This is a genomic window from Micromonospora sp. NPDC048868 (assembly GCF_043198195.1).
Classification (GTDB): domain Bacteria; phylum Actinomycetota; class Actinomycetes; order Mycobacteriales; family Micromonosporaceae; genus Micromonospora; species Micromonospora reichwaldensis.
The window spans coordinates 418,680-442,792 of record NZ_JBICUN010000002.1 but is presented as its reverse complement, the minus strand read 5'-3'; the positions used below and the strand labels follow the sequence as shown (position 1 = coordinate 442,792).

The following is a 24,113-nucleotide window of genomic DNA, read 5'->3' as shown; positions in this document are numbered from 1 at the left end:
GACTACGACCGATTCGCGACTGTCGTGCCGGGCATTACGACACGGAGGGCGTTTCATTGGTGGCACGGCGTGCGACCGGTCACGCCCGTGGACCGAGCCCTCGGGAGGTGTGATGGAGTCCGCGGACTCGCGAAACTCCGTTCCGCCTGGCCGGGCACGCCCGTTCTTCGCCTTCGTCTGGTCGGTGTCCGCGCTGGCGGCGGTGCTCTGCGTACGCCCGCTGCTCGACCTCCCCGCCGAACTGCCGCGGCTGCCTGTGGCGTTCTGGGTGATGGCGGCCCTGGCCGTCGGCTGCGACGCGCGCCCGTTCGTCCCGCCCGGGCGCCGGCAGACCTCCGCGGTCTTCCCGTCCACCTGCTTCACCTTCGCCATCCTGCTCGGCTGGGGGTTCGGCCCGGCGGTCCTGGTGCAGGCGGTGGCAGTCGTCGTCTCCGGCTGGCGGATGGGCCACGCCCCGTGGCGGACCGCCTTCAACGCCGCCCAGTACGCGGCAGCCCTCGGCGCCGCGTACGCGGTCACCTGGCTGGGGCCCGGGAGCATCTTCGACGGCGGCCGGCTGCGCGGCACGGACGTGCTGGCGGTGGGCGGCGCGACGGTGGCCTGGTTCGCCGTCAACTACGCGCTGGTCAGCGCGGCCGTCCGGCTGCGCTTCGGCGACCGGTGGTGGCCCAGCCTGCGGCAGGGGCTGGGCTTCGAGCTGCTCTCCACCGGCTCGTTGCTGCTGCTCGCTCCGGTGCTGGTCGCGGCGGCGCGGGCCAGCGCGGCGCTGATCCCGCTGGTGCTGGTGCCGCTGTTCGCCGTCTACCGGATGGCCCGGCTCAGCGTCGAGCAGCAGCAGCTCGCCTCGCTGGACCCGCTCACCGGCCTGCCCAACCGCAAGGCGTTGCTGGCCGAGGTCGGCGAGCAGGTGCACGTGCACTCCGAACGGGCGGCCCGCGGCGAGCCCGCCGCCCGGCTGGCCCTGCTCCTGATCGACCTCGACCGCTTCAAGAACGTCAACGACGCGCTCGGGCACGCGGTGGGGGACCGGCTGCTGGTCGAGGTGAGCGCGCGGCTGACCGACGTGGTCGGCGAGGGCATGGTCGCCCGGCTGGGCGGGGACGAGTTCGCCATCGTGAAGACCGGCCTGGCCGATGTCGACGAGGCCCGGGAGCTCGCCGGCCGGGTGGTGCGGGCGCTGGCCGAGCCGGTGTCGCTGGACGGGTTGCCGCTCGACGTGGGCGGCTCGATCGGCATCGCGCTCTTCCCGGAGCACGGCGAGGACTTCGCGACCCTGATGCGCCACGCCGACGTGGCGATGTACGACGCCAAGCACCGCAACGACACCGTGGCGATCTACGCGGCCGAGTCCGACCACAACTCCGCCGAGCGGCTCGGCCTGCTCGCGGACCTGCGCCGGGTGCTGGAGGCGGGCCGTCCCGAGACCGCCCCGCCCGCCGGGGACGGTGCCGGCGCCCCGGGCGACGGGGCGGTGGCCGTCCCGGCGACGCCGGGCGGCCGGCTGCGGGGTGACGGGCGGGCCGGCGGCGCGCGGGGCGGGGACGGGGCCGAACTCCCGGCCGACGTCGCCGGCCTCACGCCCGGCTCCGGCCCCATGCCCGGCTCCGGCCTCACGCCCAGCTCCGGCCGCTGGCGGCTGCGCCGTCGCCGGGAGCGGCCCGGTCCGCCGCCCGGCGACGAGCTGATCAACCGGATCGTGACCGCCGCGGACCCGATCCGCCGCCGGACGATGGCGGCGGGGGAGACCGGCCCCGACCGGGGCGACGGTCCCGGCCGCCGCAACGGCGCCGGGCACCCCGGCGGGCAGGGCGGCGCGGTCGTACGCCGGCAGGGACCGCCCGTCGACGACGGCGCGGGGGATCGCGGCGGCGACCGGGCCCCGACCGGCCGGCGTGGTGCCCGGCACGACGCGGCCGGCCGGCGGGACGCGGACACCGCTGCGGCCGTCGACGCGGGCGAGATCACCATGTACTACCAGCCGCAGGTCGCCATCGCGACCGGCGAGGTGGTCGGCGTGGAGGCGCTGCTGCGCTGGCGGCACCCCCGCCGGGGGATGGTGGACCCGGAGGAGCTGATCCGGGTCGCCGAGCAGAGCGCGGTGATGCGGCTGCTCACCCGCCGGGTGGTGGACGACGTGGTGGAACAGCTCGCCAAGTGGTCGGCCGCCGGGATGGGCCTGCCGGCGGCGCTCAACGTCAGCGTGCGGGACCTGCACACCGGGGAGATCGCCGACCAGATCGCCGACCGGCTCGCCCGCTACGGCGTGCCGCCGCAGCGGCTGCAACTGGAGATCACCGAGGGCGCCCTGATGGCCGACCCTCGGCGGGTGCTGGCCACCATCACCCGGCTGCACCGGATCGGCGTGGGCATCTCGCTGGACGACTTCGGCACCGGCTACTCCTCCCTCCAGCACCTGCGGCGGCTGCCACTGTCCGAGGTGAAGGTGGACCGCTCCTTCGTGCTGGGGATGGTCGAGGACGCCGACGACGCGGCGATCGTCAAGTCGACGATCGAGCTGGCGAAGGCGCTCGGGCTGCGAGTGGTCGCCGAGGGCGTCGAGGACGAGCGCACCTGGCGCATGCTGCACGCGGCGGGCTGCGACGCGGCACAGGGCTGGTTCTACGCCCGCCCGATGCCGGCCGAGGAGCTGGTCGGCTGGCTGGCCCGCTACCGGCCGGTCCGCCCGACGCCCAGCCCCGACGCGGAGATCCCCCGCCGGCACGCCCGCTGAGCCACCGCCCCGCGCGGCGCGGCCGTCGGCACACGACGCCCCGCCGCGTCGGTCGCGTCGTGTCCCGGCCGGCGGTCCGGTGGCGCGGGCGCGGAGGGAAGTTGGAGGCGCCCCGCCGCGCCGGAGGGGGAGTCGGGGACGCGCCGCCGGGGCGGAACAATAGACTCGCTCCGGTCACCGCGCGTCACGCATCTCGGCCGCGCGGCCGACACCCGGTCCGACCCGCAGCACCGTCACGAAGGGGGCACCGATGGCCGCCATCTCCCGCGAGGAGGTCGCGCACCTGGCGCGACTGTCGCGGCTAGCCGTCACGGAGGAGGAGCTGGACACCTTCGCCGGCCAGCTCGACGTGATCCTCCAGGCGGTCGCGCAGGTCGGCGAGGTCACCGCGGCGGACATCCCGCCGACGTCGCACTCGGTGCCGCTGACCAACGTCCTGCGCGACGACGTCGTGGTGCCCGGGTTGACCCCGCAGGAGGCGCTGTCGGGTGCGCCCGACGCCGAGGAGCAGCGGTTCCGCGTACCGCGGATCCTGGACGAGGATGTGGCGTCATGAGCGATGTGACCAGACTGACCGCGACGGAGATCGCCGGGCTCGTCGCCTCCGGTGAGGCCTCCGCCGTCGAGGTGACCCGGGCGCACCTGGACCGGATCGCCGCCGTCGACGACCGGGTGAACGCGTTCCTGCACGTCGACTCCGAGGGCGCGCTCGCCGCCGCCGCCGAGGTCGACGCCCGCCGCGCCGCAGGCGAGGAGCTGGGCCCGCTGGCCGGCGTGCCGGTCGCCGTCAAGGACGTGCTGACCACCAAGGGCGTGCCGACCACCGTCGGGTCGAAGATCCTGGAGGGCTGGCGCCCGCCGTACGACTCGACGATCGTGCAGCGGCTGCGCGCCGCCGGCACGGTGATGCTCGGCAAGACCAACATGGACGAGTTCGCGATGGGCTCCTCCACGGAGTACTCGGCGTACGGGCCGACGCACAACCCGTGGGACCTGAGTCGCATCCCGGGCGGCTCGGGCGGCGGCAGCTCCGCAGCGCTGGCCGCGTACGAGGCGCCGCTGGCGATCGGCTCCGACACCGGCGGCTCGATCCGGCAGCCCGGCGCGGTCACCGGCACCGTCGGCGCGAAGCCCACCTACGGGGGCACCTCCCGCTACGGCCTGGTGGCGTTCTCGTCCTCCCTGGACACCCCCGGCCCCTGCGCCCGTACGGTGCTGGACGCCGCGCTGCTGCACGAGGTGATCGGCGGGCACGACCCGCGCGACTCCACCTCGATCCCGCAGCCCGTGCCGGACGTGGTGGCCGCCGCCAGGCTCGGCGCGACCGGCGACCTGACGGGCGTGAAGCTCGGCATCGTCACCGAGTTCGCCGCCGAGGGCGCCGAGCCGGGCGTGATGGCGGCGTTCCGCGAGTCGGTCGACGCGCTGGCCAAGCTGGGCGCCGAGATCGTCGAGGTGTCCTGCCCCCACTTCCGCTACGCGCTGCCGGCGTACTACCTGATCGCCCCGAGCGAGGCCTCCTCCAACCTGGCCCGGTTCGACGGCGTCCGCTTCGGCCTGCGGGTCGGCGACGACGGCAACCGGTCGCTGGAGGAGGTCATGTCGCTGACCCGGGAGGCCGGCTTCGGCGCCGAGGTCAAGCGCCGGATCATGATCGGGACGTACGCGCTCTCGTCGGGCTACTACGACGCCTACTACGGGCAGGCGCAGAAGGTCCGTACCCTCATCACCCGGGATTTCACCTCGGCGTTCGAGCAGGTCGACGCGCTGATCTCGCCGACCACCCCGTTCGTCGCGTTCCCGCTCGGGGCGCGCACCGCCGACCCGTACCAGATGTACCTGGCCGACCTGTTCACCATCCCGACGAACCTGTACGGCGGGCCGGGCATCTCGGTGCCGTGCGGGCTCTCCGACGGGCTGCCGGTCGGCTTCCAGATCATGGCCCCGACGATGGCCGACGACCGGATGTACCGGGTCGCCGCCGCGCTGGAGAGCGCCGTCGGCACCTTCACCCCACCGGCACTGTGAGGCAGGAGCTCAGATGACGACGACACTGCCCGCGTACGACGAGGTAGTCGCGCGCTACGAACCGGTGATCGGCCTGGAGACCCACGTCGAGCTGGGCACGAACACCAAGATGTTCTGCGGCTGCCCGACGGACTTCGGCGGCGAGCCGAACACCCGGGTCTGCCCGGTCTGCCTGGGCCTGCCCGGCTCGCTGCCGGTCGCCAACCGGGCCGCCATCGAGGCGACCATCCGGATCGGCCTGGCGCTGAACTGCTCGATCGCCGAGTGGTGCCGCTTCGCCCGGAAGAACTACTTCTACCCGGACATGCCGAAGGACTTCCAGATCAGCCAGTACGACGAGCCGCTGTGCTTCGAGGGCTACCTGGACGTCGAGGTCAACGGCGAGCTGGTGCGCATCGGCATCGAGCGGGTGCACCTGGAGGAGGACACCGGCAAGACGCTGCACGTCGGCGGCGCCACCGGTCGCATCCACGGCGCCACCGAGTCGCTTGTCGACTACAACCGGGCCGGCATCCCGCTGGTGGAGATCGTCACCAAGCCGGTCCCCGGCACCGGTGCGCTCGCCCCCGAGGTGGCCCGCGCGTACGTCACCGAGCTGCGCGACGTGATCCGCTCGCTGGGCGTCTCCGACGTGCGGATGGAGGAGGGGTCGCTGCGCTGCGACGTGAACACCTCCCTCAACCTGCCCGGCGAGGAGTGGGGCACCCGGACGGAGACCAAGAACGTCAACTCGCTGCGCTCGGTCGAGCGGGCGGTCCGGTCGGAGATCATCCGGCAGGCGTCCGTCCTCGACGCGGGCGGCCGGATCACCCAGGAGACCCGGCACTTCCACGAGGACACCGGCGACACCACGCCGGGCCGGTCCAAGGAGACCGCAACCGACTACCGGTACTTCCCGGAGCCCGACCTGGTGCCGCTGGCGCCGGACACCGCCTGGGTCGCCGAGCTGAAGGCCGCCCTGCCCGAGCTGCCCCGGCTGCACCGCCGGCGGCTCCAGGAACAGTGGGGCCTCTCCGACGCGGACATGCAGTCGGTGCTCAACGCCGGCGCCGTCGAGCTGATCGAGGCCACGGTCGCCGCCGGCGCCACCCCGGCCGCCGCCCGCAAGTGGTGGCTGGGCGAGCTGTCGCGGCGGGCCAACGAGACCGGCGTGGAACTGGCCGACATCGGGGCCACCCCGAGCCAGGTCGCCGAGCTCCAGGGCCTGGTCGACGCCGGCAAGCTCAACGACAAGCTGGCCCGTACCGTCCTGGAGGGCGTGGTGGCCGGTGAGGGCTCGCCGACGCAGATCATGACCAACCGGGGCCTGGAGGTCGTCTCCGACACGGGCGCGCTCACCGCCGCCGTGGACGAGGCGATCGCCGCCAACCCCGACATCGCCGAGAAGATCCGCAGCGGCAAGGTCGCCGCGGCGGGAGCCCTGGTCGGCGCGGTCATGAAGACCACCCGTGGCCAGGCCGACGCCAAGACCGTCCGCGAGCTGATCCTGGCGCGCCTCTCCGCCTGACCGGTGAGGAAGGGCACCTTTCTGACGTTTTCCGTATCGGAAGGTGCCCTTCCTGACAACCTGAGCCGCCGCGTGCGTCCGTCGTGCGCGGCGGCTGCGCACGCCGCGCAGCCCGCCCGCCCCCGACCGGCCGTCAACGGTGACTGCCGGACCCCTGGAGTCGACCGTGAACCGTACCGACCTCGACGTCCTCGACGAGATCCAGCAGCGGGTGCTCTGGCTCGCGACCCGGATCGTGGACGCGGCCAACCACGACCGGGACACCGGCGACGGGGTGAAGGTCGGCGGGCACCAGGCGTCCAGCGCCTCGCTGGTCACCGCCATGACGGCGCTGTGGTTCGCGCACCTCGACGCCGAGGACCGGGTGGCGGTCAAGCCGCACGCCTCGCCGGTCTTCCACGCCATCCAGTACCTGCTGGGCAACCTCGACCGCTCCTACCTGACGACGCTGCGCGCCCGGGGCGGGCTCCAGTCGTACCCGTCGCGCACGAAGGACCCCGACGAGGTCGACTTCTCCACCGGCTCCGTCGGGCTCGGCGCGGCGGCGCCGCTCTTCGCCGCCGCGACCCGCCGTTACGTCGACGCGCACTTCGGCGCCCGCCCGCACTCCCGGTTCGTCGCGCTGATCGGCGACGCCGAGCTGGACGAGGGCAACATCTGGGAGGCCGTCGCCGACCCGGCCACCACCGGCCTGGGCAACGTGACGTGGCTGGTCGACTTCAACCGGCAGTCGCTGGACCGGGTGGTGCCCGGGGTGCGGATCAACCAGTGGCGGGGCCAGTTCGAGGCCGCCGGCTGGCACGTGGTGGAGGTCAAGTACGGCCGCCGGCTCGCCGAGGCGTACGCCCGGCCGGGCGGCGAGGCGCTGCGCGACTGGATCGACGCGATGCCCAACGAGCAGTACCAGTCGCTGTTCGGGCTCACCGGCGCGGCGCTGCGCAAGCAGTTCCTCGACGGCGCGCCCGACGGCATCGAGGCGTTCATCGCCGACGTCGGCGACGACGAGCTGGGGCCGCTCGTCACCGACCTGGGCGGGCACGACATGGCGGCGATGCTCGACGCGTACGCCCAGTGCGACGCGGTCACCGACCGGCCCAGCGTGGTCTTCGCGTACACCGTCAAGGGGTGGGGTCTGCCGATCGCCGGCAATCCGCGCAACCACTCGGCGCTGCTCACCGCCGAGCAGGTCGACGCGCTGCGCACCGCGCACGGGCTGACGCGCGAGACCGAGTGGGACCGCCTGGACCCGGCGTCGGAGGCCGGCATCTGGGCCGGCGAGCGCCGGGAGGCGCTGTCCCGCGCGCCCCGCGAGCGGGCGCTGGGCGTCACCGTTCCGGACACGACGCGGGTACGCGCGAACAAGCCGATCTCGACGCAGGAGGTCTTCGGCCGGGTGCTGGTCGAGCTGGCCCGCAACCCGGAGGTGGGCCGCTACCTGGTGACCACCGCGCCGGACGTGGCGACCTCCACCAACCTGGCCGGGTTCATCAACAAGACCGGTGTCTTCGCCCCGACCGAGCAGCGCTCCTGGACCGAGGACCGGATGCTGCGCTGGACGGAGAGCCCCGCCGGGCAGCACATCGAGCTGGGCATCTCGGAGATGAACCTGTTCCTGCTGCTCGGGCAGCTCGGCCTCGCCTGGGACCTGTCGGCGCAGCCGCTGCTGCCGGTCGGCACGGTCTACGACCCGTTCGTGCTGCGTGGCCTGGACGCGTTCCTCTACGGCACCTACTCCGGCTCCCGGTTCGTGGTCGCCGGCACCCCGTCGGGCATCACGCTCGCCCCGGAGGGCGGCGCCCACCAGTCGACCATCACCGCCTCGGTGGGCCTGGAACTGCCCGGGGTGACGTTCCTCGAACCCGCGTACGCGGCCACCCTGGACTGGCTGCTCTGCGACGCCCTGGGGCAGATCGCCGGCGGGGCCGCCCCGTCGGCGACCGCCGCTCCGGCCGAGGACGGGGCGTACTACTTCCGGCTCAGCACCCGCCCGATCGACCAGGCGCCGTTCGAGGCGGCGCGGGCCCGCCTCGGCGACGCGGTGCTGCGCCGGCAGGCGGTCGCCGGGGCGTACCGGCTGGTGGACGCCCACGAGGCGTACCCGCACCTGGCCGACGCCCCCGTGGTGCAGCTCGCCGCCTCCGGCGCGGTGCTGCCCGAGGTGCTCGCCGCGGCGGCGGAACTGGCCGAGGAGGGCATCGCCGCGCACGTCGTCGACGTCACCTCGCTGGACCGGCTCTACCGGGCCTGGCAGCGCACCCTGCGCCAGGGCGTCCGCACGGCGACCGTGCCGAGCGTGCCGGGCGCGCTGCGCTCGGCGTTCGTGGACCGGGTGCCGGTGGTGACGGTGCACGACGCCGCCTCGCACGCCATGGCCTGGCTCGGGTCGGCGCTCGCCGCCCCGGCGGTGCCGCTGGGCGTGGACGAGTTCGGCCAGTCCGGCAGCGTCCACGAGCTGTACGACCTGCACGACCTGCTGCCCGGCAGCATCGTCAACGCCGCCCTCGCGGCCCTGTCCCTGCGCTGAGCCTGCGCTGTCCCTGCGCTGACCCGCAGGAGCCTGTCGCGGCCCGTCACCCGCCGCGCGGGCGTCCGGCACCACGGGGACTGGCACGGAGGGTCGTCCGTTGCTTCCGCATGGCCGGCAGGGCGGCGGTTGCGGCTGCTGGGCGCGGTTGCGGGTGGACGGCGGCGGCTGGGCGGGCCTGCGGCGTGGGTGCAGGAGGGCGGCCGGGACCCGGTCCCCAACCTTGTGCTGCGAGACGCTCGATCCATTGCCGAGGAGCGTCAAGGCCTCCTACGGTCATCCGGCGCAGGGCCAGCCGACGATCGCGGAGCTGATTACCGACAGTAATTCAGGCTCCGTGTGACGGAGTGTGACGGCGAGCGAGAGGTGCGGCAGTGCCGCCTTGCGCCCTTTGCTCTGCAGCCACGGATGCACCATGCCTCTGACCAGCTACGGTGCAAATCACGCCCGGCGAATGCCGACAGCGGATCGTTGCTGTCAGTCACTGGTGCATCCGTGGCTGCAGAGCAAAGCGTCCGAGGGCGTGGTTGGCCCCGAACGAGGTCGCTTACTGAGGGTGACGGCCGCAGGTGGCGGGCGGCGGCGCGGTGACGGCCAGGAACAACCGCTCGATGCCGTCGATGGCCAGCATCACGACCGCGGCCACGTCGGCGTGCGCGACGACTCGGGGACCAAGGCCGGGCGAGCAGGGCAGGGCAGGGCAGCCGGAGCCGCGGCGGTCAGGCGGGTGCGATCCCACGCGCGGCGTTCAGGGCGTGCCGGGTCGACACGGCGGCGGTCAGCGGGTCGGGGTGGGGGTGACCGGGACGGGAGCGCCGGCCTTCGGGTCCTCCACGACGTGCCGCTCCAGGTTCACCTGCGCCTGCCCCGTGCCGCCGACGGTGATGTCGTCGTACGCCTGGAGCAGCTTGTCCTTGTCGAAGTAGAGCACCGTCATCGACAGCGGGGTGGGCTTCTCGCCCTCGAGGCCGCGCAGGCCGGCGCCGCCCGTGGACCCCTGCACCATCAGCTGGGTGGGCCCCTTCCCGGGCACCTCGGGCAGCTTCGAGACCTGCCGGGAGTGGGTGTGCCCGGCGAGCACCAGCGGGCACGCGCCCGACAGGGGTCCGGCGGAGGCCGGGTCGTGCACCAGCGCGATGTTCACCAGGCGCGGCGAGCTGCGTACGGTGGCCGCGAGCTGGTCGCCGACGCCGATGAGCTGGTCCGCGGTCTGCTGGGTGAGCCCGCTGCCCGCCGGCGAGGTGTTCTTGTCGGGGGTGAAGCGCGGGTCGCCGATGCCGGCGATGGTCAGCCCCGCGACCGTGGTGGTCGTGTTGCTCAGCACGATCGCGTTCGGCTGGCGGGCCACGGCCGCCGCGGTACGCCCCGAGTCGTGGTTGCCCCGGATGTAGACGTACGGCTTTCTGAGCAGGCCGATCGAGCCGACGTACGAAGCCTCCGGCTCGGAGCCCCAGTCGGTGATGTCCCCGGTGTCGATCACCACGTCGATGCCGAACTGCTCGACGACGGTGCGGATGAGCTGCCAGCCGGTCGGGTTGAGGTGCATGTCGGAGACGTGCAGCACGCGGGTCGTGCCGGGGGCGGGCTCGTAGACCGGCAGCGACGACACGGTGGTGTAGAGCTGGCTGACGTTGCCGACGATGCGCTGGAGCTGCTCGGCGTACCGGGTGTAGTCGTTCGCGATCCGCCGGGCGTCACCGACGATCGCGGGGGCGTTGACCAGCAGCCCCTCATAGCGCGGCTCCTCGATCGACTCCGGCCGGATGGTGGTCGCGGCGGTGCCGAGGCTGGTCGCGGTGATCACCAGCGCCAACCCGCCCGCCCAGGCCGCCCGGCGGGTGTCGCGGAAGAGCAGCAGCGCCAGCAGCAGGGTGACCAGCACCGTCGAGGCGAGCGTCCGCAGGCCGAGGCGCAGCACGCCCTCGCGGACGTCGTCGACGGCCGACTGGCTGGCCCGGTTGATGCTCGCCGGATCGTCGAGCAGCGCCTCCGTGCGGCTCTGGTCCAGCGCGCCCAGCTCCACCGTCAGGTGGGTCGGCCCGTCGTGGCTGTCGAGCAGCAGCGCGCCCAGCGGCGGGATGTCGACGGTGGTGCCGCCGCCCAGCGCCGGCGCGACCGTGAGGTCGGCCTGGAACGGGCCGATGTCCGTGCTGACCCGGCCGCCGGCGAGCACGCCGATCACCACGCCGACCAGGGCGACGACGAGGACCGCCAGGGTCCACCCGGTCGCGCGGAGGGCTCGCCGGCCGGTCCGGTCGGCGCCACCCCGCCGCAGCGCCGGGCGCGGGGCGGGACCGGTCGCCGGGGCGTCCTCGCCCCGGTTCGCGTGCTGTTCGTTCTCCTGGCCGTCCATGGTGAGATTCTGACCTGCCCACTGAAGGATCTTGGGAAACCCGGACGAGCCGGTGCGTCAGCTCCGGCCGGCTCCGCCGCCCGCGAAGACCAGCCGCAGCAGCCGGTCGTCCTCGGGTTGCGGCTGGCCCCGCCCGTCGTGGTTGGAGGTGCTCACCCAGATCGAGCCGTCGGGAGCGGCGGCCACGGCACGCAGCCGCCCGAAGCGGTCGGTCAGCAGCTCGCGCGGCTGGCCGAGCACGGTGCCGGTGTCGGTCAGCTCGACCAGCCAGAGTCGCTTGCCGCGCAGGCACGCGGTGACGAGCAGCCGGTCCACGGCGGTCAGCCCGGAGCAGGACGCGTCCGACGTCGGCCACTGGGCGACGGGGTTGACGAAGCGCTTGTCGTCGCCGCGCCCCTCGACCGTCGGCCATCCGTAGTTGCGCCCCTTGGTGACCTGGTTGATCTCGTCCCAGGTGTTCTGGCCGAACTCCACGGCGTACATCCGCTTGCCGGCGTCCCAGGCGATGCCCTGGACGTTGCGGTGGCCCAGCGACCACACGGGGGAGTTCGGGAACGGGTTGCCGGGCGCCGGCTTGCCGTCCTTCGTGATCCGCAGGATCTTGCCGCCGAGGCGCTTGGCGTCCTGCGCCTGCGGCCGGTCGCCGGCGTCGCCGGTGCTCGCGTAGAGCAGGCCGTCCGGGCCGAAGGCCAGGCCGCCGCCGTTGTGGATGCCGGCCTTGGGGATGCCGGTGAGGATCGGGGCCGGCGTGCCGCCCAGCTCCAGCCGGGCGATCCGGTTGTCCCGCTCGGTCGTGTAGTAGACGAAGACCGACTTGTCGCGCTGGTAGTCGGGCGAGACGGCGATGCCCATCAGCCCGCCCTCGCCGGAGGCCGCCACGTCGGCGATGGTCTGCACCGGGGTGACCTTCAGCCCGTCGGGCCCCGACTCGGGGCCGACCCGCAGGATCCGGCCGTTGTCGCGCTCGGTGACCAGCGCGGCGCCGTCGGGCAGGAAGGCGATCCCCCACGGCACCCGCAGGCCCTTGGCCAGCACGGTGGTGACGACCTCCTGGCCGGCGCCGCCGGGGCTCGCCGTCGCCGACGGTGTCGGGAAGGTAGGCGGCTCACCGGCCGGGTCGGGCTCCGGCTCGCCGAGGCTGCAACCGGCGGTCGCCAGCAGCAGCGCCGCGCACGAGGCCGCCAGGGCCGTCCGGAGACGGTGGGTGCGGGGGTACGGGGGACGGGCGCTCACCCGGCCCAGGGTAGCCCGCCGGAACGTCCCACCGGGGTCGACGGATCGGACCGACTCCGTGGGGTGGTCAGATCGCCCGGACGGCCAGCAGCGCGACGTCGTCCTCCCGGTGGGGCGCGGCGGTCAGCAGCAGGTCGCAGAACTCGCCCAGCGGCAGCCGGTCCGTACCGCCCAGCCGGGCGACCAGCTCGGCCATCCCCTCGTCGATGGACCGGTCCCGTCGCTCGATGAGGCCGTCGGTGTAGAGCAGCAGGGTGTCCCCGGCGGCCAGGTGGGCGTGCCGGCTGGTCCGCCGCACCGGACGGTTCAGCCCGAGCAGCGGCTCCGGCGTCCCGGCGAGCACCTCCACCGTGCCGCCGGCCCGGACCACGAGCGGCGCGGGGTGGCCCGCGTTGCACCAGGTGACCCGCTGGCCGCCGGCGTCGTCGGCGTGCAGCCGCACCAGGGTCGCGGTGGCCGCGGCGGGGATGCGCAGCCCGCGGATCGTCTCGTCCAGGCGGCTCATCAGCTCGCCGACCGCGTCGGGCCGGCCGTACGCGTTGCCCCGGACGAGGTTGCGCAGCTGTCCCATGGTCGCGGCGGCCTCGATGTCGTGCCCGGCCACGTCGCCGATCGCCGCGATCAACTCCCCGCCGGGCTGACGGAAGGCGTCGTACCAGTCGCCGCCGACCTCGACCCGGTCCGCCGCCGGCTGGTAGCGGGCGGCCAGTTCGAGGTCCCGGGTGACCGGCAGTTCCGGCAGCATGCTGTGTTGCAGCACGTGCGCGACGTGCCGCTGTTCGCCGTACATCCGGCTGTTGCCGATCGCCTGACCGGCCCGGCGGCCGATGTCCTCCGCGATGAGCAGGTCGCTGTCGTCGAAGTCGCGCCGCTGCCGGCCGTTGATCAGGGTGATGCAGCCCAGCACCCGCCCGGCGTCGGTGATCGGCACGCTGAGGTGCGAGGAGAAGCCGAGGCGGGCGGCGAGTTCCGGCATCTCCGGGCCGATCGCGCCCCGGCGCACGTCGTCGAGGGTGGCCGCGGCGGCCAGTACGGGCCGGCCGGTGCGCAGCACCGCCCGGGTGATCGAGTCGGGGCTCAGCCCCGTGCGCATCAGCTCGGCGAAGCGGGCGACGTCCGGGGCGCGGGACGGGTCGCGGTGCGCGGCGGTCACGTCGCGTGGCGCCCCGTCGGGCCCGACCAGGGTCACCAGCGACCAGTCGGCCAGCAGCGGCACCATCGTGTCGCGCAGGTGGCGCAGCGCGGTGGCCACGTCGAGCGTCCCGGCCAGGGTCCCCGCCAGCCCGGCCAGCAGCTCCAGCCGCCCGTTGGCCTCCTCCGCGCGCCGCCGGGCCTGCTCGGCGCCCTCCAGCGCGATCCGCAGCCGCAGCTCCGAGGAGCAGGCGGCGGCCAGGTCGGCGAGCGTCCGTAGCTGCTCGGCGGTCCAGTCGCGCGGCTTGTCGTCGATCGCGCAGAGCGACCCGAGGACGTGTCCCTCCAGGTCGGTCAGCGGCATCCCGGCGTACGCCACCACGCCCAGCTCGGGCACGGCGAGGTTGTCCCGCAGGGCGGGGTGGAGCCGGGCGTCCGGCAGCACCATCGGGGTGCCGAGGCCGACGACGTGCTGGCAGAACGAGTGGCTCAGCGGGGTCTGCCGCCGGTCGGCCCACGGTGGGGCCAGGCCCACCTCGCCGGGGAAGAACTGGCGCTCGGCGTCGACCAGGGAGACCAGCGCGACCGGCACGTCGAGCAGGTCCCCGACCAGCCGGGCGAACCGGTCGAACGCCTCGTCGGGGGCGGCCGACAGCCGGGTCTCGGCGAGGGAGCGCAGCCGATCGGGATCGCGGAGCGCCGAGATCGGGTCGGCACGCTCCGGGGCGTCGTCGCGGGAGCCTTCGGTCATCGACCACCTGTCCGTGCCGATGGAGGCCGACCGGCACTCCGGTCCTCCCTTATACCCCCTCCGGACCGGAATCGACGCGGTCGCCGGACCGTCGCCCTGGTCACTCGCCCGCGTCGGGCGGGGGCCGTCCGGGTGTCGGGAGCCGCCCCGCCCGGCGTACGCCACCGCCGGGGGCTATCGTCGGCGGGCGTGAAGGTATGGATCCCGCACCAGGCCGGCCGGACGCTCCTCGGTGAGCTGCCGCCGGAGGTCACGGTCGAGGTGGCCGAGGACGTCTCCCGGCTCCCCTCGGAGACTGCCGGCGTCCGGTTCTGGGTGCCGCCCTTCCTCGCCGGCGGGGACGCCACCGCCCTGCTGGGCGAGCTGCCCGACCTGGCGGTGGTGCAGCTCCTCTCCGCCGGGGCGGACGCGTGGGCCGGCCGGGTCACGCCCGGCGTGACGCTCTGCGACGCCAGGGGGGTGCACGACCCGTCCACCGCCGAGTGGGTGGTCGCGGCGATCCTCTCCCAGCTGCGCGCCTTCCCCGCCCTCGCCCGGGCGCAGGCCCGGCGCGACTGGGCGTACGACGAGGTGGCCCCCACCGACGAGCTGACCGGCAAGCGGGTGCTGATCGTCGGGGCGGGCTCGATCGGCACGGCGGTACGCGACCGGCTCGCGCCGTTCGAGGTGAGCTTCACGCTGGTGGCCCGGACGGCCCGCCCGGAGCAGGGCGTGCACGGCGTGGCGGAGCTGCCGGGGCTGCTCCCCGAGGCCGACGTGGTGGTGCTGCTGGTGCCGCTGACCGAGCACACCCGGGGGCTGGTGGACGAGAAGTTCCTCGCCGCCATGCGGGACGGCGCGCTGCTGGTCAACGCCGCCCGTGGGCCGGTGGCCCGGACCGAGGCGCTGGTCGCCGAGCTGCGTACCGGCCGGATCTCGGCCGCGCTGGACGTCACCGACCCCGAGCCGCTGCCCGCCGACCACGAGCTGTGGACGATGCCGAACGTGCTGCTCACCCCGCACGTGGCCGGATCGGTGCGCGGCCTGCTGCCGCGCGCGTACCGGCTGGTCGGCGACCAGGTCCGCCGGTTCGCCGCCGGCGAGCCGCTGATCAACACGGTGGTGGACGGCTACTGAGCGGTGCCGGCGCGACGGTGCTCAGCCGGTCGCGCCGGGCAGGCTCTGGCCGGTGGCCGAGATCAGCCTGGGCAGGTCGGTGCCGCGTACGGCCGGCAGCGTGACGCGCTGGCCGTCGTCGAGCCGGGCGACCGCTCGGCCGCGCGGGTCGGCGGCCAGCTCGACGACCCGGTCCCAGCTGATCCGGCGCTGCCCGACCAGCGCCCGCAGGCGCAGCTCGCGGGCGTCCGCGTCGGTGCCGGCCCGCCACGCCCACACCGTGACGGCGAGCGGGACGAGCAGCACCGGCAGCAGGTACCACCGGGCGCCGGCCACCGGCAGGGCGCCGAAGAAGGCGACGATCGCGGCGGCCAGGATGGCCTGGTTGTGCCGGAAGTGGACGGTGTCGGAACTGCTCACCCCCCGATGATCCCACCCCCGCCGGCCCCGGTACGCGCCGGGCGGCACCGGCGTGGACCCGAGCGTCGGTGACGGGGATCACTGTCGACTCGGCGTCACCGACTTCGTGGTCCGCTCGTTGGCGACTGATGGGCAGTGGACCAACCCCGGGTCCGCGGCCCCGCACCGTCGCACCGCCCGTGCCCCCTCACGAAGGCGACCGCCGTGCCCCTCGCGTACCCGCAACGCGCGTCCATCCCCCGTCCCGCACTGCCGGACACCCTCGTCCTCGCCGCCGTCGCGCTGCTCCTGCTCGCCGGCGCGGCCGGTCGGGTGCCCGCCCTGGCCGTCGTGGCGCTGGCCGGCGCGGCCAGCTGCGCCCTGGCCGGCGCGCGGCTCTCCCGGCTCACCGCCGCGCCGCCGCCGACCCCCGCGCCGGTTGCCACCCGGTCCCGCGCCGCCCGCCGGCGTGCGGCGCCGCCCCGACGCGTCGCCGTGCTGCTCGACGCCGCGGTGGTGACGGCGGGGCTCACCGCCGCCGTGCTCCCGCTCGCCGAGCCGGGCCGACGCTCCGCCGTCGTCGTGTCGGGGCTGGCCGCCTCCGCCGCGTTGTTCGTCGCGGGTCTGCCTCCGGCGGCGCGGCAGCCCCGCCCGTCCACCCGGGTCCGGCTCCGTGGGGTCGCCGACGCGACCGCCGCCGGCCTGGGGCTGGTCCTCGCAGGCTGGCTGCTGCTGCCCCGCGACCCCCTCGACCCGCCGGTGCGGTTCGCCGTGGCCGTGGCCCTGGGCGGGCTCGCGCTCGCCGCGCTCACGGTGCTGACCGGGCCGCACCGGCGGACCGGCGCGGCCCGCTGCCGGGGCGGGGCGGCGCTCACCCTGTCCGGGCTGGTGGTGCTGGCCGCCCTGCAGACGGGCACGGCACCGGAGCGGGCGGCGCTGGTGTCCGTACCCCCGCTGGTGGGTGGGGTGCTGCTGACGGCGGCGGGGGCGCGGCGGGCGACCCGCCCCGAGCCGGCCCCGCCGGCCCCGCCGACCAGGGTGTGGCCCCGGGCCGTGGTCCCGACCGCCGCGGCCGTGGCGGCCGTCGGTTGGCAGCTCCGCGACGGCGCGCCGCCGGACCTCACCGCGGTCCTGCTCGCGCTCGCGCTGGCCCCGCCGCTGGTGCTGCGCGACCTGCTCCGGGCGGACGACCCGGCGCGGCCGACCGCTCCCGGCGACCCGCCGGCCGGGCAGCGCCCGGCGGACCCGGACCGGTCCGGCGTGCCCGTGGACCGGCCGGCGCTGCTGCGGGCCCTCGCCGCCCTCCGGGACGCGCCGGCCCCCGCCGGCGCGCTGCTCGTCGTCGACCTCGACGGACCCGGCCCCGCCCCCGACGGGCACCAGGGCCGCGAGGACGTGCTGGCCGAGGTGCTCCGCCGGGCCCGCGCGGTGGTCGGCCCCCGGGACCTGCTCGCGGACGTCACCGCCACCGGCTTCGCCGTGGTCACCGAGGTCGGGCCGGTGCTGGCGTACGCGCTGGGCACCCGGCTGCTCGCCGCGCTCACCGAGCCCTACCCCGCGGCGGGCGGCTCGCTGCGGCTGCGGGCCGGCATCGGGCTCGCCGAGATCGGCAACGGCGGCCCGGAGGACGTGCTGCGCCAGGCGGACCTGGCCCGGCGGCGGGCCGTGCAGCTCGGCCGGGACCGGGTCGAGTGGTACGACGCCTACCTGGAGGAGCAGCTCGTCCGCCGGCTCGACCTGGAACGGGAGCTGCCCGGGGCGGTCGCCCGGGGCGAGCTGGACCTCGTCTACCAGCCGGTGCTCGACCTGGCCGACCGGCAGCCGGTCGGCACGGAGGCGCTGCTGCGCTGGCGCAGCCCGGTGCTCGGCACGGTGCTTCCCGCCGAGTTCCTGCCGGTGGCCGAGGACCTCGACGTCGTGGGCGAGCTGGGCTGCTGGGTGCTGGACCGGGCCTGCCGGCAGCTCGCCGCCTGGTCGGCGGGCAGCCGGCAGCTCTGGATGGCGGTGAACGTGACCGTCCGGGAGCTGGCCTCCCCCGACTTCGTACCGCGGACGGCGGCCGTGCTCGACGCGTACGGGTTGTCGCCGGACCGGCTGGTGGTCGAGGTGGCGGAGCCCCGGGTGGGCGCCGAGTTGCCGACGGTGGTGGCCCGGCTGGCCGGGCTGCGCTCGCTGGGCGTGCGCACCGCGCTGGACGACTTTCGGGCCGAGCACGCCTCGCTGGCCCAGCTCCGGCGGTTGCCGATCGACCTGCTCAAGGTCGGCCCGCAGCTGGTGGACCCGGCGGACCCGCAGCGCCCGCTGATCGACGTGGTGGTGAACGTGGGGGACCGGCTGGGGCTGGACATCGTGGCCGAGGAGCTGGAGTCGGCGAGCCTGGTCGACGGCGCGCGGCGGGCCGGCTGCCGGTACGGGCAGGGCTTCGCGCTGGCCCGCCCGGCCACCGCCGAGCGGGTCGAGGCGTACTTCGAGGAGTTCCCGTCGGCCTCGCGCTGAGCGGGCCGGCATTCCCCGCCCTCGCCTGGTTGACTCTGACACCGTGTCAGGGCCGAACGTGTGAGGGGCCATGTTCACCATCGGAGACTTCGCCAGGCTCGGCCGCGTGTCGGTCCGCATGCTGCGTCACTACGACAGCATCGGGCTGCTCCGCCCGGCCGCCGTCGACCCGCACACCGGGTACCGGTCCTACCGGGCCGAGCAGCTCCGCCGGCTCAACCGGGTGATCGCCCTCAAGGAACTGGGACTCACCCTCGGGCAGGTGCGGGCGATCATCGACGACGCCGTCGAGGTCGCCGAACTGCGCGGCATGCTGCGGCTGCGCCGGTCCCAGCTGGAGGCTCAACTGGCGGCCGACACCGCCCGCCTGGCCGGGGTCGAGGCGAGGCTCCGCATGATCGAGACGGAGGGTCGGATGACCAGCCAGGACATCGTACTCAAGGAACTGCCCGCGGTCCGGGTGGCGGAGCTGACCGGGATGGCCCGCAGCTACGAGACGCCGGACATCTCCACCGTGATCCAGCCGCTCTACCCGGAGCTGTTCCGGCGCCTCGCCGCGGCGGGCGTCGTGCCCTCCGGCCCGGGGCTGGCCTGGTACGAGGCGACGGGGGAGGGCGAGTCCGTCGTGGTGCACGCCGGGGTGACGGTGGCCGTCGACCCCTCGGCGGCCCGGGACTTCGGCGTCGTCGACCTGCCCGCGGTGCCCACCGCGGCGACGATCATCCACCACGGGCCGATGGACGAGGTGGGGGGCAGCATCCAGGCGCTCGCCACCTGGATCGAGGCGAACGGCTGGCGGGCCGACGGGTACACCCGCGAGTTGTACCTGGACTACTGCCCGGACGAGCCCGAGAAGGGCGTCACCGAACTCCAGTTGCCGGTGGTCGCGGCGTGAGCGGCGGCCCGACCCGGGTGCGGGTCGGGCCGCCGGCGGTGGGGGGGGGGGGCGGGGCGGGGGCCCCCCCCCCCCCCCGCGCCCCCCCCCGCGGGGGGGGCGGGCCCCCCCGCCCCGCCCGGGCGCGCGCCCCCCCCCCCGGGGGGGGGGGGGGGGGGGGGGGGGCGGGGGCCCCCGGCGGGGGGGGGGGCCGCGCCCGGGGGGGGGGGGGGGGGGGGGGGGGCCGGCCCCCCCCCCACGCCGGCGTCACCGCAGGTAGGGGCCGGTGTCGCCGACCTTGCCCGGCGCCGGGTTGCCCGGCAGGTCCAGCACGTACACCCGCAGGTTGCCCTGCCCGCTGACCGTCGCCGTCAGGGTCCCGTTGGTGACCGTCCGGACGTCGCCGGTGACCGCGTCGACGTACCGGCCGTTGGGCACGCCGGTGAACGTCGCGCTCCCGGAGACCGTGACCAGCGCGAAGCTGTCCACGCCGCCGGCGGTGAAGCGCCGCTTGTACGCCATGGCGCCGCTGATCCCCTCGGTCGAGTACTGCCCCTTCTGCAGGGCCGGCACCGCCCGGCGGATCTGGTTGAGCCGCTGCACGTGCTTGACCAGCGGCTTGTCCAGGGTGCTGGCGACCGGCCCGGTGGCGGCACTGACCCGGCCGAAGTCGGCCGCGGTGACCGTGCCCTGGAGGTGGCCGCCGTAGTAGGCCCGGCCGGTGGTGGCCAGCGGGCAGGTCGGCCCGCAGTCGATCTTCGCGCCCTTCTGGAACTCGATCTCGGAGCCGTAGTAGAGCGTCGGGATGCCCCGGAACGTCCACATGAGGCTCATGTTCTCCGCCCAGGCGCCGGTGCCCCCGGTGTAGCGGGTGTTCGACTTGTTCGGGCCGTAGTCGTGGCTGTCGACGTACACGACGTTGTAGGTCGCGTCGTTGTAGCTGTCGTCGGAGTCCTTGCCGTTGCCGAAGGCGTTGTTCGCGTCGCCGAAGTTCATGTGCATGCGCATGTCGATGACGTTCATGCCGGAGAACTTCGAGTGGTCCGGCGCGTGGTAGGTGTTCCCGCGCAGGAACGCGTTGTCGCTGGTCGGCTGCCCGTTCGGGCCGAGCAGCTGCTCGTGGTCGTACTGCTCGATGGCGGCGCGCACGTCGTCGGGGCTGTACTCCTTGCGCTCCTTCCAGGTGAAGAACTGCGCCGAGTGGTTCACCGAGCCCCGGTTCCACTTGTCGTTGACGAACGCGGCGACCTCGCCGAAGACGTAGAAGTCCCGGCCCTTCTCGCCGTGCCTGGCCAGCGCGTGCTGCTGGATCGCCGGCAGGAAGCGCCGGTTCCAGGTGACCCGGGGGATGTGCACGGCCGTGTCGATGCGGAAGCCGTCGACCCCCATGTCGATGAACTTGTTGTACGTGTCGATCAGGTACTTCTGCACGGTGGCGTTCTCGGTGTTGAAGTCGGCCAGGTCCTCGTGCAGCCAGCAGCTGCGTGAGTCCTCGCCCTCCCAGTTGCCGATCCAGCACTGGTGGTACAGGTCGGCCGGGAAGAGCTTGCTGGTCGGGGTCGGCCACTGGCACTCGTAGAGGCGGAAGCCCTCGGGGCTGGTGCCGGCCGGGGCGCCCCAGCGCGGGCACTGGTTGCCGGTCGGCGCCGTGGTCGACCAGACGTCGCCGTTGTAGGGCCGCCCCTTGGCGAGGGCGTTCTGCGCCGGGGTCAGCTCCGGGTCGGTGCCGGGGTGCTCGACCATGGGGTCGTACGCGCGGCCCGGCTCCTGCTTGCTGTACATCCACTTCCACTGCTCGTCGCGGGTGCCGTACACCGTGGGGGTGAACAGGCCCTTGGCGCCCCAGCGGGAGCTGTGGTTGTAGACCACGTCCTGGAAGACCTTGATGCCCTTGGCGTGCGCGGCGTTGATCAGGTCCTGGTAGCTCGCGCCGGGGCTCTCCAGCCGCGGGTCGACCCGCTGGAAGTCCCAGCCGTGGTAGCCGTGGAAGTCGTAGTCGGACCGGTTCAGCACGACAGGGGTGATCCAGAGGGCGGAGAAGCCGAGCCCCTTGACGTAGTCGAGCTTGTCGATCAGGCCCTTGAAGTCGCCGCGGAACATCGGGTCGTCGTTGGCCGCGTTGCCCGACTTGACGTGCTGGCTGCCGCCCCGGTTGTTGGTGGCGTCGCCGTCGGCGAACCGGGCGGTCATGACGAAGTAGATGCTGTCCTCGCGGGGGTCGCCGCCGAGCGGGGTGCCGGCCGCGGGCGGGGGCGTGGTGGTGCCGGTGGTGACCGCCACGGGGGCACTGGCCGGGGAGGTGTTGCCGGCCGCGTCGTACGCCCGGACGGTGTACTCGTAGCGGGTCTGCGGGCTCAGCGCGTCGTCGACGTGGCCGGTGCCGGCGGTGGTCACCGTGACGGTGCCCTGCGACCCACCGGTGCGGGTGAGCCGGTAGCCGGTGACCCCGCGGTCGTCGGTGGCCGCGGCCCAGGAGACCGCGACGCGCAGCCCGTTCGCGGTCGCGCCCAGTCCCGTGGGAGTGGACGGCGCGGTGGTGTCCGGCGTGTCGGGCTGGCACGGTGCGGCTGCGCCGGCGGTCACCACCCCCGCCTTGACGGTGCTCACCCCGGAGCCCAGGGTGTAGTCCGCGCCGTTGTTGTTGTCCCAGGCGCCGGCGCCGTTGTTGAAGGCCGCCCGGAGCGTGGCGGCGGTGCCGAGGTCGACCACCCGGCGGGCCCATCCGGCGCAGCCCGCCTGCATCGGCACGCCGGGGACGGTGGTCCAGGCCCCGCCCGCGGGCTGGTAGTGGATGTTCGCGGCGGCCCAGCCCCTGGTCCCGACGTGGTACCACACGTCGGCCGTCCGGCCGGTCGGCGGGTCCGACGGGGTGGGCGTGGGCGAGGGGGTGCCGGCGCAGGGGTCGCCCGTGCCGACCACGCCGTCCGCGACGGTCACCGTCCCGGTGCCGGTGCGGTAGTTCGCGCCCCGGTTGTTGTCCCAGGTGACGCCGTTGTGGTTGAACACCACCTGGAGGCCGGTGGCGCTACCGGCGTCGATGGTGCGTTTGCGCCAGCCGGCGCACGCCGCCTCCATCGCCACCCCGGGCACGGCCGTCCACGCGCCGCCGTCCGGCGCGTAGTGGACGTTGACCTGGCCGGTCCAGCTGGCGGCGGGTCGGTAGTAGACGGTCACGGAGTTCGCGGCGGAGGCCGTGCTGAGCGGGGCCAGCCCGACGGCGATCCCGGCGGCCAGCGCGGCCGCGATCGTCCGTCGTCTTCGTCCGGTGCTGGGATGCATCGGAGCTCCTCGGGGGTGGTTGTCGGCGGGGGCCGAGGGGACGGGGTGCCTTGCGTGACAGTCGTTGACTGTGGGGGATTGCCCGGACCGGACAGTGACGTGACGGATTGCGTCACAGGATGACGAATGTTTCTGCAAGGTCTTGCAAGTGGCGAGAAAGTTACCACCATCAACGTCTCGACACCAGACGTTCACACTGATCGGACGAAGCCCCGCCGGCCCCGGACGTGCCGAGCCGGGCGGGCGGGTGGCCCGGGGCGCCGCAGCGCGGCCCGGAGGGATCGATCAACCGGTTAAGGTGGGCCGGTGCCTACGGCTCCTGCCGTCGCCCCGGCCGGGAGGCCGGCGGGCGGGGCGCCCGGGTCGGCGCGGTCCGGCTCAGCCCGCGCGCGGCGGGGCCGTGCTGCCCCGGGGCGTGAGGTGGGCGGTCCCGTCCTGCACCTGCCGGGCCGGCGCGCCGCCGATCACCGCCAGCAGCTCCCGGGCGGCGTGCGCGCCGTACGCCGGGATGTCCCGGCCGAGCGCGGTCAGCGGCGGGTGCACCAGCTGGCAGAGCGGCGAGTCGTCCCAGGCCACGATGGACACCTCGCCCGGCACGGCGAGGCCCATCTCCTGGGCCACCGACAGCCCCGCTATCGCCATCACGTCGTTGTCGTAGATCACGGCGGTGGGGCGGCCGGCCGAGCTGAGCAGCCGCCGGGTGGCGCGCGCCCCCTCCTCGCCGGTGTAGTCCGACGGCACCGTGACCGCGTCGGCCAGGCCGAGCCGGCGGCACACCTGGGTGAACGCCTCGGTGCGGATCTCGGTGTGCAGCAGGGCGGGCAGGCCGCCGACGCGGGCGATCCGGCGGTGGCCGAGGGCGACCAGGTACTCCACGGTCTCCACCAGCGCCGCCGCGTCGTCGGACCAGACGCTGGCCAGCCCGCCGGTGCCGCCCGGGCCGCCGATCACCACCGCGGGCAGGCCCAGCTCCTCCAGCACCGGCACCCGGCGGTCGTCGGCGCGCAGGTCGCAGACGAGGACGCCGTCGACGCGGCGCTCACCCCACCACCGGCGGTAGACCGCGACCTCCGCCTCCTGGTCGGCCACCACCTGGAGGGTGAGCGCGTACGACCGGGCGGAGAGTTCGGCCTCGACGCCGCTGATCAGCTCCATGAAGAACGGCTCGATGCCGAGCGTGCGGGCGGGGCGGCAGAGGGCGAGGCCGACCGCGTCGGCGGTGGCCCCGGAGAGGGAGCGGGCGGCGCGGCTCGGGTTGAAGCCGATCTCGGCGGCGATGGCGAGGATCCGCTGCCGGGTGGCCTCGGAGACCCCGGGCTGGCCGTTCAGCGCGTAGGAGACCGCCCCCTTGGACACCCCGGCGCGCCGGGCGACGTCGGCGATCGTGGGCCGCTTCACCGGCGTACTCCTCCACTCTCCCGCCCGGGCGGGTGTCACCACGAGGCCGGGGCGACCGGCGGCGGTCCACGCTACTGCACCGGCCCCGGAAAGGGTCGGCACGACCGGTGCGCGGCATCGGGCCGGTCGCCGGCTTTCCCGGTTAAGTGATCTGGTGTGGCTCGGCTCGGTCCCGGACCGTGCCGCAGGACCGCGCCCCGGTGTCTCGCAGGAATGCCTCCACCTCTCATGATCGCGCTCCCACGGCAGGTGCAGATTACCGCGATGCACCGATCGTGACTGCCCGTTGACAGCGCCGAAACCGGACCGTACGG

Annotated in this window: 14 protein-coding genes; 8 read left to right on the top strand and 6 right to left on the bottom strand. The window is 74.7% G+C overall.

Annotated features, from left to right (window positions below; all coding sequences use genetic code 11):
- The first annotated feature begins 112 nt into the window (after positions 1-112).
- The 5 genes from ACGFNF_RS04875 to ACGFNF_RS04855 all read left to right on the top strand — a co-directional run bounded on the left by ACGFNF_RS04875 (position 113) and on the right by ACGFNF_RS04855 (position 8,790).
- Positions 113-2,731, top strand: a complete 2,619-nt coding sequence (locus tag ACGFNF_RS04875; protein WP_393165790.1) for a putative bifunctional diguanylate cyclase/phosphodiesterase — start codon at positions 113-115, stop codon at positions 2,729-2,731.
- 250 nt (positions 2,732-2,981) lie between these two features.
- Positions 2,982-3,287 (top strand): Asp-tRNA(Asn)/Glu-tRNA(Gln) amidotransferase subunit GatC, encoded by a 306-nt coding sequence (gatC, locus tag ACGFNF_RS04870; RefSeq protein ID WP_121396190.1) that lies wholly within the window; start codon positions 2,982-2,984, stop codon positions 3,285-3,287.
- Positions 3,284-4,759 carry an Asp-tRNA(Asn)/Glu-tRNA(Gln) amidotransferase subunit GatA gene (gene gatA, locus ACGFNF_RS04865; RefSeq protein ID WP_393165788.1) on the top strand — a complete coding sequence of 492 codons (1,476 nt, stop codon included), beginning with the start codon at positions 3,284-3,286 and terminating at the stop codon, positions 4,757-4,759. The genes gatC and gatA overlap by 4 nt, the downstream gene beginning before the upstream one ends.
- Before the next feature lie 13 nt (positions 4,760-4,772).
- Positions 4,773-6,266, top strand: a complete 1,494-nt coding sequence (gatB, locus tag ACGFNF_RS04860; protein WP_311411023.1) for an Asp-tRNA(Asn)/Glu-tRNA(Gln) amidotransferase subunit GatB — start codon at positions 4,773-4,775, stop codon at positions 6,264-6,266.
- Between the two features lie 166 nt (positions 6,267-6,432).
- Positions 6,433-8,790: a pyruvate dehydrogenase gene (locus ACGFNF_RS04855; protein ID WP_393165785.1), complete on the top strand. Its 2,358-nt coding sequence runs from the start codon at positions 6,433-6,435 to the stop codon at positions 8,788-8,790.
- Positions 8,791-9,568: 778 nt separating this feature from the next.
- Here the strand turns inward: ACGFNF_RS04855 and ACGFNF_RS04850 are convergent.
- The 3 genes from ACGFNF_RS04850 to ACGFNF_RS04840 form a co-directional block, all read right to left on the bottom strand.
- The gene (locus ACGFNF_RS04850; RefSeq protein WP_393165782.1) at positions 9,569-11,143 is read right to left on the bottom strand and encodes a metallophosphoesterase; all 1,575 of its coding nucleotides are present in this window, start codon (positions 11,141-11,143) and stop codon (positions 9,569-9,571) included.
- Positions 11,144-11,200: 57 nt separating this feature from the next.
- Positions 11,201-12,376 carry a PQQ-dependent sugar dehydrogenase gene (locus ACGFNF_RS04845; RefSeq protein WP_357580276.1) on the bottom strand — a complete coding sequence of 392 codons (1,176 nt, stop codon included), beginning with the start codon at positions 12,374-12,376 and terminating at the stop codon, positions 11,201-11,203.
- Between the two features lie 67 nt (positions 12,377-12,443).
- Entirely contained in the window at positions 12,444-14,258 is a 1,815-nt protein-coding gene (locus ACGFNF_RS04840; RefSeq protein ID WP_357580277.1) for a SpoIIE family protein phosphatase, read from the bottom strand.
- A gap of 189 nt (positions 14,259-14,447) precedes the next feature.
- Here ACGFNF_RS04840 and ACGFNF_RS04835 point away from each other — a divergent pair, with 189 nt between their 5' ends.
- On the top strand, positions 14,448-15,374 hold the full coding sequence (locus ACGFNF_RS04835; protein ID WP_357580278.1) for a 2-hydroxyacid dehydrogenase: 927 nt from the start codon (positions 14,448-14,450) through the stop codon (positions 15,372-15,374).
- 21 nt (positions 15,375-15,395) lie between these two features.
- On the opposite strand, the gene ACGFNF_RS04830 is transcribed toward ACGFNF_RS04835, so the two are convergent.
- Positions 15,396-15,773, bottom strand: coding sequence for a PH domain-containing protein (locus ACGFNF_RS04830; RefSeq protein WP_311411017.1), 378 nt, complete (start codon positions 15,771-15,773; stop codon positions 15,396-15,398).
- Between the two features lie 204 nt (positions 15,774-15,977).
- On the opposite strand from ACGFNF_RS04830, the gene ACGFNF_RS04825 reads away from it, so the two are divergent.
- Together ACGFNF_RS04825 and ACGFNF_RS04820 are read left to right on the top strand one after the other, a co-directional pair.
- Complete coding sequence (locus tag ACGFNF_RS04825) at positions 15,978-18,248, top strand: EAL domain-containing protein (RefSeq protein WP_393165779.1); 2,271 nt, start codon at positions 15,978-15,980, stop codon at positions 18,246-18,248.
- A gap of 70 nt (positions 18,249-18,318) precedes the next feature.
- Entirely contained in the window at positions 18,319-19,143 is an 825-nt protein-coding gene (locus ACGFNF_RS04820; protein ID WP_357581006.1) for a MerR family transcriptional regulator, read from the top strand.
- Between the two features lie 246 nt (positions 19,144-19,389).
- Here ACGFNF_RS04820 and ACGFNF_RS04815 read toward each other — a convergent pair whose 3' ends face one another.
- Together ACGFNF_RS04815 and ACGFNF_RS04810 are read right to left on the bottom strand one after the other, a co-directional pair.
- A complete protein-coding gene (locus ACGFNF_RS04815; protein WP_357578917.1) occupies positions 19,390-22,401 on the bottom strand; it encodes a carbohydrate binding domain-containing protein in 3,012 nt (1,003 codons plus the stop codon).
- 378 nt (positions 22,402-22,779) lie between these two features.
- Entirely contained in the window at positions 22,780-23,799 is a 1,020-nt protein-coding gene (locus tag ACGFNF_RS04810; RefSeq protein ID WP_132232532.1) for a LacI family DNA-binding transcriptional regulator, read from the bottom strand.
- Positions 23,800-24,113: the final 314 nt, after the last annotated feature.

Excerpts from the sequence above, each read along its gene's own strand:
- ACGFNF_RS04875 (WP_393165790.1), top strand. The coding sequence starts at position 113 with ATGGAGTCCGCGGACTCGCGAAACTCCGTTCCGCCTGGCCGGGCACGC.
- gatC (WP_121396190.1), top strand. The coding sequence starts at position 2,982 with ATGGCCGCCATCTCCCGCGAGGAGGTCGCGCACCTGGCGCGACTGTCG.
- gatA (WP_393165788.1), top strand. The coding sequence starts at position 3,284 with ATGAGCGATGTGACCAGACTGACCGCGACGGAGATCGCCGGGCTCGTC.
- gatB (WP_311411023.1), top strand. The coding sequence starts at position 4,773 with ATGACGACGACACTGCCCGCGTACGACGAGGTAGTCGCGCGCTACGAA.
- ACGFNF_RS04850 (WP_393165782.1), bottom strand. The coding sequence starts at position 11,143 with ATGGACGGCCAGGAGAACGAACAGCACGCGAACCGGGGCGAGGACGCC.
- ACGFNF_RS04840 (WP_357580277.1), bottom strand. The coding sequence starts at position 14,258 with ATGACCGAAGGCTCCCGCGACGACGCCCCGGAGCGTGCCGACCCGATC.
- ACGFNF_RS04820 (WP_357581006.1), top strand. The coding sequence starts at position 18,319 with ATGTTCACCATCGGAGACTTCGCCAGGCTCGGCCGCGTGTCGGTCCGC.
- ACGFNF_RS04815 (WP_357578917.1), bottom strand. The coding sequence starts at position 22,401 with ATGCATCCCAGCACCGGACGAAGACGACGGACGATCGCGGCCGCGCTG.